This window comes from Cognatishimia sp., assembly GCF_049116455.1.
Lineage (GTDB): Bacteria > Pseudomonadota > Alphaproteobacteria > Rhodobacterales > Rhodobacteraceae > Cognatishimia.
Genome location: NZ_JAGDYW010000005.1, coordinates 1 through 13,724, shown reverse-complemented (window position 1 = coordinate 13,724; position 13,724 = coordinate 1). Strand labels below are relative to the sequence as shown.

General features: G+C 53.2%; 14 protein-coding genes and 2 tRNA genes. 8 read left to right on the top strand and 8 right to left on the bottom strand.

The genetic code is table 11. The annotated features are described in order from the left end of the window. Positions 1-110: 110 nt before the first annotated feature. Genes zwf through pgi form a run of 3 tightly spaced genes read left to right on the top strand, consistent with a single transcriptional unit; the run spans position 111 to position 3,838 of the window. Entirely contained in the window at positions 111-1,559 is a 1,449-nt protein-coding gene (gene zwf / locus JXQ85_RS12045; protein ID WP_421749180.1) for a glucose-6-phosphate dehydrogenase, read from the top strand. Continuing rightward, positions 1,556-2,230 carry a 6-phosphogluconolactonase gene (pgl, locus tag JXQ85_RS12040; protein ID WP_421749179.1) on the top strand — a complete coding sequence of 225 codons (675 nt, stop codon included), beginning with the start codon at positions 1,556-1,558 and terminating at the stop codon, positions 2,228-2,230. The genes zwf and pgl overlap by 4 nt, the downstream gene beginning before the upstream one ends. A gap of 3 nt (positions 2,231-2,233) precedes the next feature. Then, a complete protein-coding gene (gene pgi, locus JXQ85_RS12035) occupies positions 2,234-3,838 on the top strand; it encodes a glucose-6-phosphate isomerase (RefSeq protein ID WP_421749178.1) in 1,605 nt (534 codons plus the stop codon). A 72-nt stretch (positions 3,839-3,910) separates the two neighbouring features. Here the strand turns inward: pgi and JXQ85_RS12030 are convergent, their stop codons facing one another. From JXQ85_RS12030 to JXQ85_RS12020, 3 genes are read right to left on the bottom strand one after another with little or no spacing between them, the layout of a single operon-like run. Next, positions 3,911-4,984, bottom strand: a complete 1,074-nt coding sequence (locus JXQ85_RS12030; RefSeq protein ID WP_421749177.1) for a methyltetrahydrofolate cobalamin methyltransferase — start codon at positions 4,982-4,984, stop codon at positions 3,911-3,913. Between the two features lie 9 nt (positions 4,985-4,993). Further along, positions 4,994-5,917 carry a methylenetetrahydrofolate reductase gene (locus JXQ85_RS12025; protein WP_421749176.1) on the bottom strand — a complete coding sequence of 308 codons (924 nt, stop codon included), beginning with the start codon at positions 5,915-5,917 and terminating at the stop codon, positions 4,994-4,996. Positions 5,918-5,942: 25 nt separating this feature from the next. Further along, positions 5,943-6,239, bottom strand: a complete 297-nt coding sequence (locus tag JXQ85_RS12020; protein ID WP_421749175.1) for a virulence factor — start codon at positions 6,237-6,239, stop codon at positions 5,943-5,945. A 262-nt stretch (positions 6,240-6,501) separates the two neighbouring features. Between JXQ85_RS12020 and JXQ85_RS12015 the strand changes: the two genes are divergently transcribed. Both JXQ85_RS12015 and JXQ85_RS12010 read left to right on the top strand, forming a co-directional pair. After that, positions 6,502-7,614: a Ppx/GppA phosphatase family protein gene (locus tag JXQ85_RS12015; RefSeq protein WP_421749174.1), complete on the top strand. Its 1,113-nt coding sequence runs from the start codon at positions 6,502-6,504 to the stop codon at positions 7,612-7,614. A 39-nt stretch (positions 7,615-7,653) separates the two neighbouring features. Then, on the top strand, positions 7,654-8,361 hold the full coding sequence (locus tag JXQ85_RS12010) for an RlmE family RNA methyltransferase (protein WP_421749173.1): 708 nt from the start codon (positions 7,654-7,656) through the stop codon (positions 8,359-8,361). A gap of 3 nt (positions 8,362-8,364) precedes the next feature. On the opposite strand, the gene JXQ85_RS12005 is transcribed toward JXQ85_RS12010, so the two are convergent. Next, on the bottom strand, positions 8,365-8,541 hold the full coding sequence (locus JXQ85_RS12005) for a hypothetical protein (protein ID WP_421749172.1): 177 nt from the start codon (positions 8,539-8,541) through the stop codon (positions 8,365-8,367). A gap of 137 nt (positions 8,542-8,678) precedes the next feature. Then, a complete protein-coding gene (locus tag JXQ85_RS12000) occupies positions 8,679-9,194 on the bottom strand; it encodes a MarR family winged helix-turn-helix transcriptional regulator (RefSeq protein WP_421749171.1) in 516 nt (171 codons plus the stop codon). Positions 9,195-9,421: 227 nt separating this feature from the next. On the opposite strand from JXQ85_RS12000, the gene JXQ85_RS11995 reads away from it, so the two are divergent. From JXQ85_RS11995 to JXQ85_RS11985, 3 genes are all read left to right on the top strand, one after another. Continuing rightward, positions 9,422-10,390, top strand: a complete 969-nt coding sequence (locus tag JXQ85_RS11995) for an ABC transporter substrate-binding protein (RefSeq protein ID WP_421749170.1) — start codon at positions 9,422-9,424, stop codon at positions 10,388-10,390. A 76-nt stretch (positions 10,391-10,466) separates the two neighbouring features. After that, positions 10,467-11,498, top strand: a complete 1,032-nt coding sequence (locus tag JXQ85_RS11990; RefSeq protein ID WP_421749169.1) for an ABC transporter permease — start codon at positions 10,467-10,469, stop codon at positions 11,496-11,498. A gap of 11 nt (positions 11,499-11,509) precedes the next feature. After that, complete coding sequence (locus JXQ85_RS11985) at positions 11,510-12,544, top strand: quaternary amine ABC transporter ATP-binding protein (protein WP_421749168.1); 1,035 nt, start codon at positions 11,510-11,512, stop codon at positions 12,542-12,544. 82 nt (positions 12,545-12,626) lie between these two features. Here JXQ85_RS11985 and JXQ85_RS11980 read toward each other — a convergent pair whose 3' ends face one another. The 3 genes from JXQ85_RS11980 to JXQ85_RS11970 all read right to left on the bottom strand — a co-directional run bounded on the left by JXQ85_RS11980 (position 12,627) and on the right by JXQ85_RS11970 (position 13,365). After that, positions 12,627-13,010 (bottom strand): helix-turn-helix domain-containing protein, encoded by a 384-nt coding sequence (locus tag JXQ85_RS11980; RefSeq protein ID WP_421749167.1) that lies wholly within the window; start codon positions 13,008-13,010, stop codon positions 12,627-12,629. Between the two features lie 124 nt (positions 13,011-13,134). Then, a tRNA-Val gene (locus JXQ85_RS11975) sits at positions 13,135-13,210 on the bottom strand. A gap of 79 nt (positions 13,211-13,289) precedes the next feature. Next, positions 13,290-13,365, bottom strand: a tRNA-Val gene (locus JXQ85_RS11970). Positions 13,366-13,724: the final 359 nt, after the last annotated feature.

The following is a 13,724-nucleotide window of genomic DNA, read 5'->3' as shown; positions in this document are numbered from 1 at the left end:
ATGACGGACATGTGATTGACTCTTGTTTGCGGAAGCGAGGATTGATATAGCGCCGTTAGCGCTAACGTAAATTCGCCGGCAGGGCGGTTAAAGCAGGGTGGGGAGATCTCATGGTTTCGCGCATTATTCCGGTTGAACAATTCGACCTTATCATCTTTGGCGGTACTGGGGATCTGGCGCGCCGTAAGATTTTGCCGGGTCTTTTCAAACGTTTCGCGGATGGACAGGTGCCGGATGGGTCTCGGATCATTGGGGCTGCACGCACTGAGATGGATCAGGCAGCCTTTGTCGATTTTGCCAAAAGTGCTGTCGAGGACGCTTTGGGTGACGCGGTTAGTGCCGATGAGTTAAGAGGATTTTTGGCATCACTGGACTATGTCACCATCGATGCACTTGGAGAGACCGGCTGGCCTGAGCTGGCGCAGAAGATGCGTGATACGGCTGTGCGGGCCTTTTATTTCTCTGTTGGGCCCAGCCTATTTGATGATCTCGCGATGCGTTTGCACAAGCACAAGCTGGTAAACCCGGAGACGCGGATCGTGGTCGAAAAACCCTTTGGGCACGATCTGGAAACCGCACGTGCTCTGAACAAGGTGCTATCAGCGCATTTTGACGAAAGTCAGATTTACCGGATTGATCACTATCTGGGTAAAGAGACCGTGCAGAACCTGATGGCTGTGCGCTTTGGCAATATGCTGTTTGAGCCGCTTTGGAACAGCCAGTACATTGATCACGTGCAGATCACAGTCGCCGAGCAAGTTGGCGTTGGTGGGCGCGGTGGCTATTACGACAATTCTGGCGCGATGCGTGATATGGTGCAGAACCATCTGATGCAGCTATTGTGCCTGACGGCGATGGAGCCTCCAGCAAAGTTTGATCCTGACGCGGTGCGTGATGAAAAGCTTAAGGTTATCCGTGCATTGGAACCTGTAGAGTCGCATCATATCGTGCGGGGACAATATAGCGAAACCCAAGATGAGCAGGGGTTCCGCGACGATGTCGAAAACCCGAAATCTTGGACCGAAAGCTTTATTGCCATGAAATGCCATGTGCAGAACTGGCGTTGGGCTAACACGCCATTTTATCTACGCACCGGCAAACGGCTACAGGCGCGGGATTCTGAGATCATTGTGGTGTTCAAAGACACGCCGCACTCGATTTTCGGGGCCGAAGCGGGGGGCGCACGCAATGAGCTGCGCATTCAGTTGCAGCCAGATGAAGGCATCACGTTGAAAGTGACCATCAAAGAACCGGGTCCTGGTGGCATGCGTTTGATGGATGTGCCGCTGGACATGTCATTTGCCGAAACTCTGGGTGATCACGCGGATACGCCAGATGCCTATGAGCGTCTGATCATGGATGTAATCCGAGGCAACCAGACGCTCTTTATGCGGGATGATGAAGTTGAGGCGGCTTGGGCCTGGACTGACCCGATCATTCAGGGCTGGGAAGCGGTCAATGACGTGCCCAAACCCTATGACAGCTATAGCCAAGGGCCAACAGATGCCGCGTTGCTGATGCAACGCGATGGCCGCGAGTGGAGAGAGATTGGCGCATGAATTTAGAGACTTACGCAGATTTCGATATGATGGCGTTGAATGTGGCGCAACAGATTGCAGGTGATTTGAGCGCCGCATTGTTGCATCAGGATCGCGCTTTGTTGGCGGTGCCGGGCGGGACTACGCCGGGGCCGATTTTTGATGCGCTATGTGCAGCTGACATTGATTGGTCGCGGGTGGACATCATCCTGACCGATGAACGCTGGGTTCCGGGTCACCATGAACGTAGCAACACTAAATTGCTGAAAGAGCGCCTATTGGTGGATCGCGCCGCAGAGGCGACATTGTTGCCGCTTTATGTGCCGACGGAGGAACCCGAAGAAGGCCTTCCGGAGTTGATACCAGGCATCGAAGCGCGGCTGCCGGTTGCCGTCGCCGTTTTGGGCATGGGAGCAGACATGCACACAGCGTCGTTGTTTCCAGATTCAGCGGAATTGCAGGCAGCGCTTGCACCGGATGCACCGGCTTTGATCCCGGTGCGGCCAGAAAGCCAGCCAGAGGCGCGCATCACCTTGGCGGCGCATGTCTTGAACGGCGCGCTGCGCAAACATGTTGTTTTTAAAGGGGTTGACAAGCGCGAGGCACTGGATCGTGCTGTGACATTGTCACCTACCGAGGCCCCAATCCGCGCTGTTTTTGACGGCGCATTCGTCCATTATTCGGAGAGTTAACCCATGTGGGATACGCTGAAAGCGCTACAAGCTGCCACCAAAGATCGTAAGATCACCGATCTATTTGATGACAATCGGGTCGAAGAATTTGGTGTCGAGGCCGATGGTCTGTTTTTCGACTTTTCCAAGACCAATATCGATGCGGATACCTATACTGCCTTGATTGAATTGGCCGAGGAAAAGAAAGTGTCTGCCAAGCGCGATGCGATGTTTGCAGGCGCAAAGATCAATGAAACCGAAGACCGCGCGGTCTTGCATACTGCGCTGCGCAATCTGGATGGCGATGCGGTCTTTGTGGATGGCGAGGACGTCATGCCGGGCGTGAAGGCCACACTGGCGCAGATGGCGGATTTCGCGAATGCTGTGCGATCTGGTGCGTTCAAAGGGCAGGGCGGCGCGATCACCGATGTGGTGAATATCGGCATCGGCGGTTCTGACCTTGGTCCGGCCATGGCCTACCCGGCGCTGGCGCCATTTGCGGATGGTCCGAAATGTCATTTCGTCAGCAACGTTGATGGTGCAGATCTGGCAGACAAGCTGGCGGGGCTCGATCCAGAGACAACTCTGGTGTTGGTGGCATCAAAGACCTTCACCACCATGGAAACCATGATGAACGCCAAAAGCGCGTTTGATTGGATGGCCACAAAAGTCAGCAATCCAGCGGATCAATTTGCGGCGATTTCCACAGCCGAAGAAGAAACTGCAGCCTTTGGCATTTCGGCCGAGCGGGTTTTTGGATTTGAGGATTGGGTTGGCGGGCGCTACTCAATGTGGGGGCCGATTGGCCTGTCGGTGATGCTGGCGGTTGGGCCTGATAATTTCATGGCGTTTTTGCGCGGTGGACAGGCGATGGACCAACACTTCCGTACAGCACCAATTGCAGACAACATGGCCTTTGCACTGGCCTTGACCGGCATTTGGCACCACCAGATTTGCGGCTATGGCACACGCGCTGTGTTGCCTTATGAAAACCGATTGCTGCGTCTTCCTGCCTATCTGCAGCAGTTGGAAATGGAATCCAACGGTAAGAGTGTTAGCCTTGCAGGGGATGCGCTTGACCAGACTGTGGGACCGATCGTTTGGGGCGAGCCAGGCACCAATGGTCAACACGCCTTTTATCAGCTGATCCATCAGGGCCGGCAAGTTGTGCCTTGTGAATTTATTGTGGGTGCAGAAGGGCATGAGCCACATTTGGCGCACCACCACCGCGCGTTACTGTCAAATTGTCTGGCGCAATCCGAAGCCCTGATGCTGGGTCGTGACTACGCGACATCTGAGGCGCGCATGAAAGCTAAGGGGCATAAAGGTGACGCCCTCAAGGCTCATGCGATGCAGCGGGTTTTCTCGGGCAATCGCCCATCGACAACCTTGATGTATCAAAAGCTGACACCTTTTGTTCTGGGCCAAATCATTGCGCTGTATGAGCACCGTGTCTTTGTCGAGGGTGCCATTCTCGGCATCAACTCTTACGACCAATGGGGCGTTGAGCTGGGCAAAGAACTGGCAGTGAAACTTGCGCCCGCCGTAGAAGAGGGGGGCTCAACCGAGGGTTTGCACGCAGGGACCGCGGCTCTGGTTGCGCGTGCTAAAGCGCTCCGAACAAGCTGAAGGCGCGTTGATTTTCACCAAAAAAGGCCTCGCAATCAGAGTGTTGCGAGGCCTTTTTTGTATAACGATGTTTTAACCGCGACGACGACGACCACCGCCACCGCGGCGACCACGGCCACCAGCCGCATCGTCAGAAGCGTTGAACTTGATCCACGCCGCACCACCTTCATCGTTATTGGTCAGGAAGTTCGCAGCGCGGATGGCTTCCATCTCTTTACCGGCGCGCGGTTTTGTGGAGCCCATGCCAAAGAGCTGTACAAACGCCTCGTCATCCATACCTTCCGGCAAGATCACACCTGCGGCTTCCACAGCCGCCTTCTTCTCAGCAATCTTCTTGGGGCCAATCGGCAGGGCCACTGGGTTCATAATCGCCGAGGTCATGCCTGCGCCCATGGCCATCGGCAGGAAGCCGTTGTTGATGCCGTGACGGTTTGGCAGACCAAAAGAAATGTTGGATGCACCGCACGTGGTGTTCACACCCAGTTCCTCGCGCAATCGACGCACCAGGGCAAAAACCTGCAGGCCAGCAGTGCCCATCGCGCCGATTGGCATCACCAGAGGATCAACCACAATGTCATGGGCTGGAATGCCAAAGTCCGCTGCGCGTTCAACGATCTTTTTCGCAACGGCGAAGCGCACGTCTGGGTCTTCGGAAATACCTGTGTCGTCGTTGGAAATCGCAACGACTGGCACATTGTATTTCTTGACCAGCGGAAGAACCAATTCCAGGCGCTCTTCTTCACCGGTTACAGAGTTGAGCAGCGGACGACCATTCGCGGCCTCTAGACCTGCTTCCAAAGCACCAGGAACTGAGCTGTCGATGCAGAGAGGTACGTCAGTGACTTCCTGAACTTTTTCGACCAGCTGCTTCATCAAGCCAGGCTCAACAAAGTTGTTGTCCGCATAGCGCACGTCTTCGGCCATTTTGTTGGAGAATACCGCGCCAGAGTTAATGTCCAGAACCGTTGCGCCCGCCGCGACCTGCGCCAAAGCGTCGGCTTGAACGCGAGAGAAATCACCCTGTTCCAGTTCAGCGTTCAGGATCTTGCGACCTGTCGGGTTGATCCGCTCGCCGATGACGCAGAACGGCTGATCAAAGCCCATGATCGCTGTTTTTGTATTAGATTCGATGATCGTACGGGTCATAGTTGATCCTTAAGTTGAACGAGAAGCCGGTGCTTCGGCTCCGTTGTCTTGCGCCCATTGAGCGTTTGTCTTGATGCCGCCGAGCGGGAAGAAATGCACGGCTTCAATATTAAATTCTGGATTTGCAGCTTTGTGTTCTGCCAGTTCGGTCACAACCTGAGTTGGCTCGTAAGGCAACATCAGCTTAGTGACATCCATCGCGCGTTTTTGCAGAACTTTCAGCGAAGGTCCCACGCCGCAAGCGATGGCGAATTTAATCATGGTTTGCAGCTTCGCGGGTCCTGCGATGCCGATATGCACCGGAATATCGATGCCTGCGGCTTTCAGCCCATCTGCCCATTCAATGATTGGCTTGGATTCAAAGCAGAATTGTGTGGCCAATGCCATCTGCGCATCGGTGCGTTTGGAAAATTCTTGTTTCCAGCTCAACGCATCATTGACGTTTTTCATGGACCCATCAGGATCAATGTCTTTGTTGCCCTCTGGGTGGCCTGCAACGTGCAAGCGAGTGAAGCCGGCCTTGTCAAACAGACCTGTGTCCAAAAGCTGCATAGAGCTGTCAAAATCGCCTTTTGGTTCATTCACACCGCCGGCCAGTAGCAGCGCTTGTTTTACGCCAGCCTCGCCTTGATACATGGCGATCCAGTTTTCCAGCTTTGCCGCGTCTTGGATGATGCGGGCTGGGAAATGCGGCATGACATCAAAGCCTTCATCCGCCAGACGCTTTGCAGTGCCAACCATGTCCTCGATCGGTGTGCCGTCGATATGCGCGATGTAAACGCGGGTACCAGATGGCAGGATATCCTGAAAATTCTCGACCTTAGCGGCGGTACGAGGCATGACCTCGATGGAAAAATCCTGCAAGAAATCTGACACAACCGGAGAGACCGTTTGACCGGTCTGCGTCTTGCGTTTGAAATTCAGTAGCGCCATCAGCGTTGTCCTTATGCCGCCGGATTTAGGCCCGGCCATCGTTGTCAATTAGCGCGATCAGACGCGCTTTATCAAACTCTGCCTCAAGGCGGGCGGCTTCTTGTTGCGCAACCTCGGCAGGGTCTCCGTCCACAATATAAGGATCCGCTTTGCGCCATTCCGCCAAATAATCGTCGGTTTCTGCCGCACCGGATTTCATCGCAGCACGATCAATGGCTTGCTCAAACCGCTCATCAAGCTGTTTTTTCGCACCACGACGGCCTTTGCCCACAATCACCTGAGCGGGGATATCGCGCCAGTAAACAACTGTGACTTCGGGCATGACATGATTCCTTTACATTGCCTAATCCTTCCTAGCGCGGGGGCGGATCGGCACGTAGCGTGTTTTCGACTTAATGGCCGCCATGAGCGACCTCATGGGTGACCTCTGCCTTGTAGCGCCCAATGATTAAAGGGGCGAGGGGGTAGGGGCTGAAAAATCCTAATGAAGATAATGAGCCAAGCCATCATTAGCCCATCACAGGGATTGCGCGAAGGTCGTGAACTGACTAGGTTGGAGGTAACTCGAAATGGAGGGCGTGACTATGGCGCCCAAGCGTCCCAAAGGTGCGGGCGCATTCCCGAAAGCGGTAGAGAGCCCCGCGCCGAAAAAACCTGATTCTAGCGAGCTTTACGCGGCGCTGGACTTGGGTACCAACAGCTGTCGCATGCTGATTGCCCAACCGAAGGGCAACCAGTTTCATGTGGTTGATAGCTTTTCTAAATCCGTCCAATTGGGCTCTGGTCTGGAAAAGACTGGGCGTCTGTCGCGTGGTTCGATGCGGCGCACAATTCAGGCCTTGCGGATCTGTCAGCAAAAACTGAAACGCCACCGTGTGAAACACATGCGGCTTGTGGCAACCGAGGCTTGCCGTCGGGCGCGGAACTCGCGGGACTTCATCAAACAGGTGCGGCGCGAGACCGGCTTGCAGCTGGAAATTATCCCACCCGAGGAAGAAGCACGTCTGGCGGTGATCAGCTGCGCGCCTTTGGTGTCGACCAAAACAGAACAGCTGTTAGTGGTTGATATTGGTGGTGGTTCTACAGAACTTGTGTGGATCGATCTTTCCAAAGTGGACCGGATCGAGCGCCCTAAGGCCATTATGCGTATGCATCACGGATTGCAGAACATAGAAACCATGTTCCCAACCGCACGTGTAGTGGATTGGATTTCTGTGCCTTTGGGCGTCGCAACGCTACGCGATCAGTTCAACGATGTTGAGGATGATGCTGCGCGCTTTGCGCTGATGAGCTGGTTCTTTGAGGAAAACCTATCTGAGTTCGCCCCCTATAAAGACGAGCAACCGCGAGAAGGTTTTCAGATTGTTGGCACCTCCGGCACTGTCACGACCGTTGCCGCAAGCCATCTGGGGCTGCGCCGGTATGACCGCACCAAGGTTGACGGGCTGCGTATGACGTCTGAGCAGATTGATGCTGTGATCAATGATTACCTGCGTTTGGGTCCGACTGGGCGGCGCAAAGACCCGCGAATTGGACAGGATCGACATGCGTTGATTATGTCAGGATCGGCGATTTTGCAGGCTTTGTTGCGCTGTTGGCCTACAGATCGTTTGTCTGTTGCGGATCGCGGTCTGCGCGAAGGGCTGCTTTATGCACAGATGTCTGCAGATGGTGTCTTGGAAGATGGCCCATTCTAGGGCATAAGCAGCGCCCAGCCCAACATTTGGACGAAGATAATGCCGAAGAGTAAAAACACATCCGGACGTGGTCAGCGTGACCTTAAGGTGAAGGTGAAAACCGCACGCGGTCGCACTATGAGCTCGACTCTTTGGCTGCAGCGTCAGTTGAATGATCCCTATGTAAAACGGGCTCAGGCAGAAGGGTATCGTGGGCGCGCGGCGTTCAAGATTTTGGAACTTGACGAAAAGTTCCGCTTTCTGGTGCCGGGTGCACGAGTGGTGGACTTGGGCTGCGCGCCGGGCGGCTGGCTGCAAGTCGCTGTGAAACGCGTGAATTCTCTGGGCGAACGCCCGGGCAAAAAGGTGGGCACAGTCTTAGGGGTTGATCTGCAAGAGGTCGAGCCATTGCCAGGAACCGAAGTGCATCAGCTTGATTTCATGGAAGATGACGCTGACGTCAAAGTCAAAGACTGGCTGGGCGGCAATGCGGATGTTGTGATGTCGGACATGGCCGCATCTTCATCTGGGCACAAACAGACTGATCACTTACGGATCATGGCACTTTGTGAAGCGGCAGCCTATTTTGCATTTGATGTGCTGGATGAAGGCGGCACCTTTGTGGCTAAAGTTCTGGCCGGTGGTGCGGAAGGTGATCTGCAAAAGCTGCTGAAGCAAAAGTTCACCAAGGTTGTGAACGTCAAACCGCCATCTTCTCGGGCAGATTCATCCGAGAAGTTTGTGGTCGCCACTGGGTTCCGTGGCTAAGACTTAGCGTTTCAGGGATGCGCAGGCCATATTGCGGAATGCTTCCATTTCATCGGAGCTTGCCGCTGCGGCGATACGGTTCTGACCCGCGTAGGCATTGCCCTGACGCATCAGTTCAAACAGACGCGCGTGGCGCGGTTCTGGTTGTGGGCTGCGAAATTCATCGTGACGCATAAACATGTGAAACCTCGTAAAACAGTGTGTTGAGGTAGGTTTCACAAGGAATTCAGGCTTTTGAGGCCCGGAAATTGGGCCGAAGTAAGAAACTTTGTGGGCCGTGTAGGCGTTGCTCTGCGAATTTGAACGCGCGTTTCAGGCTACCCTCGGTCCACGCGCAATGACTTCAATGTATCGACATAGGCTTCGTCAATCATGCTGCCCGTGGTCAGGATCGGGGCGGCATCGATATCTTCAGCATCCAGCAAAGAAGCAATCCGTTCGACCGAAGCCAGTAGCATGCCTTGCTCCCAGCTTTCGAGCTGATCGAACCGCTCCGAAAAACGGCGCTGCATCGGGTCGGGCGCATTCTCTAAGGCCGTGTGGCCTTTGGCTGTAAGCGAGATCATTTTCTGCCGCCGATCTTTGGGCGAGATTTCCCTTTGTACCAGCTGGTGACATTCCAGCTTATCTAAAAGCGTCGTCACTGTTGCCTGTGATACTCGCATTTCACTCGCCAAAGATTTCGCATTGGCGCAAGGAATGTCGCAAATGAACTTCAATAGTCGCAATTGCACCGGAGTAAGGCCAACTGATCTCGCAACCTCACGACCATGCAATTCGGTCACTCGGAGGATGCGCCGAAGCGCCATGAGGGTAGCGTGGGTTCGATCCATAATCTGCGCTTCTGAATGAATGAGCAATCAACTTACTTTGCTGACACTAAGTATCAGTAGGACACTTTTATCCTACACATAATCGTTACATCTCATAGAGATAAAGTCCATAAGGTTACTTTACGCCACGGAAACCTTGGTTATGATTGGACAGCATAGTCTGCAATTGATTAGCTTTACTAAGCAAATGGCTCACCAATAATTTTGAGCCAACAGGGGAGATATCTATGTCTAAAAAGTTACTTGGCGCTGCAGCCTTTGGTGTGATGATGATGCCGGGCGTTGCCATGGCTGATGAATGTGGTGAAGTTTCCATCACTGAAATGAACTGGGCTTCCAGTGCGATCATCACCGAAATCGCCAAATTCATTATGGAAAATGGTTACGACTGTTCGGTGCAAAAAGTGCCGTCTTCCACCACACCATCACTGGTATCTGTTGCTGAAACCGGCAAGCCTGACATCGTGACAGAGCTGTGGATCAACGGTGCGCCTGCGTATCAAGAGCTGCAAGATGCCGGCAAAATCACCACTGCTGCGGATGTTCTGGCAGATGGCGGACTCGAAGGTTGGTGGGTGCCACGCTACATGGTTGACGCCAATCCTGAGCTTGCGACTATTGAAGGTGTTCTTGCCAACGCAGAGCTGCTTGGTGGACGCTTCCATAACTGCCCAGACGGCTGGGCGTGTAAAAACACAAACGGTGATCTGGCCCGCAACTTTGGCCTAGTCGACGCAGGTTATGAAATCTTCGTTCACGGTTCCGGCGAAACGCTGGCAACATCCATTGGTGCGGCTTACGAAAGCCAAGAGCCATGGATCGGGTACTACTGGTCTCCGGATCCTTTGATGGCGAAATATGACATGGTCGAAGTCGATCTTGGCGTGCCATACAATGAAGAAGTCTTCCTTTGTGCCGCAAATGCGGAATGTACAGCTGAAGGAGTTTCCTCTTGGCCAGTTGGTCCTGTGAAAACAGTCGTTACAACAGACTTCGCATCACGTGAGCCTGCGGTTGCCGAGTTTATGACTAAGATGTCATATGACAACGATACCGTTCTGGGTTTCTTGTCTTGGATGGAAGACAACAAAGCGACCTATGAAGAGGCCGCTGTGTACTTCTTGCTGAACAACAAAGACATGTGGTCTGGTTGGATTAGCGAAGATGCCAACAAGAAACTGGCAGAATTCTTCTAAACTAAAATGAATGATACAAAGCCCGCGCATTTGCCGCGGGCTTTGTTTTTATGCGCGAACAGCGCGGGGGCAGACGATGGCGACCTATGATTTTGTGTTTGAAGGCACAGGCTTAAAAGAGTGGTGTGACGAAGGTGGCGGAGATGCGCCCCTGTCCATGGCGGACTTACTTGCACGCAAAAAAGGTGGCCAAGTTGAAGAAACCATCTGGGACTTACCCTTCCCATCGATGGATGCCCTCAATGACGCTTGTGACAAATTTCCAAAGTCACGTGATCTGACAGTTGGCCTAGAAGATGCGTTTCTGGCCATCAAAGACACTCTACGCTTTATTCTTGATCCGATCACCGAGCCCCTAAGCTGGATGCTGGACGGGGCGATGTGGATGGCTGAAACGACACCTTGGTGGATTGTGATCCCGTTGTTGCTACTGATCACCTACTTTGTCTCTCGATCTTGGTCGATCGTTCTTTCGGTCGGAGGTGCGATGCTTGGCTTGGCCTTTATCGATCACTATTTGCCTGCCATCCAAACCTTGTCGATTGTCTTTGTCTGCGCCGCAATATGCGTACTACTTGGGGTGCCCATAGGCATTGCGATGTCGCGATCGGATCGATTACAACGCGGCACAATTCCCATTCTAGACATGCTGCAAACGCTGCCGACCTTTGTTTATCTGATCCCGCTGATCTTCTTGTTTAGCGTAACGGAATCAAAGCTTTATGGCATTGCGATCATTCTCTACGCTATTGTTCCTGTGGTTCGCTTGACGGATCTGGGCATTCGAATGGTCGACAAGGACGTGCTGGAAGCCGCGCAGGCATTTGGTATGACACCACGCCAAAAGCTCTACCAAGTGCAGATCCCATTGGCGCTGCCCAATATCATGGCCGGTATCAACCAGACCATCATGATGAGCCTTGCCATGGTTGTGATTGCCTCGCTGGTTTCAGCGCCGGGTCTAGGTGTTTTGGTGCTACGCGGCATTCGTAACCTTGAGCTTGGTGTGGGCCTCGTGGCTGGTCTTGGCATCGTTATCCTTGCGATCATTCTGGATCGTGTCACCAAATCAGCACTCGCGCGTGTCAACGCTGCGCAGAACCACTAAAGGCGCACGACATGAGTGAACCAATGATTTCGATCCGCAATCTTTATAAGGTCTTTGGGGGCAACCCCGAGGGCGCAATGGAACATGTCCGCGCGGGCATGGGCAAAGACGAGCTGCAGGCCACCCATGGCCATGTTTTGGGCTTAAAGGACATCAACGTTGATCTCATGGAAGGTGAGATCACGGTGATCATGGGACTGTCTGGCTCTGGTAAATCCACACTTGTGCGTCACATCAATCGACTGATCGATCCAACGGATGGTCAGGTTTTGGTGCAAGGCGAAAACGTGTTGGACTACGACGAAGACAAGCTGCGCGACATGCGCCGTCGGCAAATGTCGATGGTTTTTCAACACTTTGCTTTGCTGCCACACCGGAACGTTCTGCTAAACACAGCAACCGCTCCGATTGTGCGAGGGGAAGACAAGGCTGATTATGAACCAGAGGCCAAGAAATGGCTCGAGCGTGTTGGACTGGGCGGTTATGAGGAAAGCTATCCGCATCAACTGTCGGGTGGCATGAAGCAACGCGTTGGTATTGCGCGGGCGCTGACCTCAAATGCGCCGATCATGCTGATGGACGAGGCTTTTTCTGCCCTTGATCCTCTGATCCGCACCGATATGCAGGATTTGCTACTGGAGCTGCAGGTCGAGCTGAACAAGACCATCGTCTTTATCAGTCACGATCTGGATGAGGCGCTGAAACTGGCGGATCACCTGGTGATCCTCAAAGATGGTCAAGTGGTACAGCAGGGCGAACCGCAGCACATTCTTCTGAACCCTGAAGACGACTACATCGTTGACTTCATTTCAGACATCAACCGCGCGCGGGTTCTGCGGGTCCGCTCGATCATGGAGCCACTAAATTCAGGCACCGCGCATGCGGGTGAAATTCAGCGCGAAGATACGCTAGAGCAAGTCATTGCTCAGACCGGCGGGGAATCCAGTGGTACATATCTCGTGAAACACGAGGGCGAACCGGTGGGTGAGTTGAAAATGAGCACGCTGGTGCGATCTTTGGTGCCGCAAAAACGCAGCGGACATTAGGCGCGATAAATGTGATTTCTGAAATGCCCTGCCATATCTAAATGGCGGTGCATTTCACATTTGGGGTAGGTGATACCTCACCCTATTTGATGCGCTTTTCAAGCTGCTCAATACGATCGAGTGCTGCCAATAGTGACGCTTTAACCTCGGAAATGACGCCAAGCGTTTCATTCACAACCTCTGGGCGCCGATAGCCTTGCTCTACATTTGTCGTGCCATTGCTTTCGCCGGTAATGAGCCAAATAACCGAGATGTTCAGTAATCCAGATATGGTTTGAATGCGATTGGCCCTGGGTTCATCTTCGTTGGTTTCCCAGTTTTCAAGTGTTGAAGCCTCGACACCGAGCTTTGCCGCCAGGTTTTCAACGGACATTCCGCTTGCAGCACGTGCGGCAACCAAGCGATCCCCGAAAGTTGAAACGCTCTCGTCGAAGTTTTCTTCTTTAAGGGCGATGTTTTCGGCCATCTTGGCTCCTGATATGACAATCCAATTGCATTGCGCAGCGGATACCATGGAAAGGACATGTGCGAAACAGCCAAGCGGATATTGAACGTTGGTCGTGTCATTGTCGATGGTGATCGATGGGGAATGGTGGGTCGTGAGAGGCTCGAACTCCCGACATCTTCGGTGTAAACGAAGCGCTCTACCAACTGAGCTAACGACCCATATTCAGTGCTGGTTGGTAAGCCAGCGGTCATTCCGGCATCACCCTTGATATACGCCACCAAATCGGGGCAGGGGTGATGGTGGGTCGTGAGAGGCTCGAACTCCCGACATCTTCGGTGTAAACGAAGCGCTCTACCAACTGAGCTAACGACCCGGTGAGGCAGCTTTTAATCGTTAAGTCAGGTGAAGGGCAAGAGCGAATAATGACTTTTATCGAAATTTTTTAAATCCCTCGTGCGCAAGCCATTTTTGACGTGATTCCAAGGGCTTCATTGCAGCAGGTTAAAGGTCAGATGGCGATATTGATGGCGAGTTATTTGAAAATTCTCTTAATTTCTTAGGGATTTAGGTAGGTTGCAAAGCTGGTTTTTCAAAAGAGTGAAAAAAATGTAATTTAGTCATCGCAAATCGCTTGACGATGACTTGGGCTAAGCTTAAACCCCCTCTCACCGCAGCGACGGAGACGGCGCAGCGGATTACTTCAGAGAGCGGTTGTAGCTCAGTTGGTTAGAG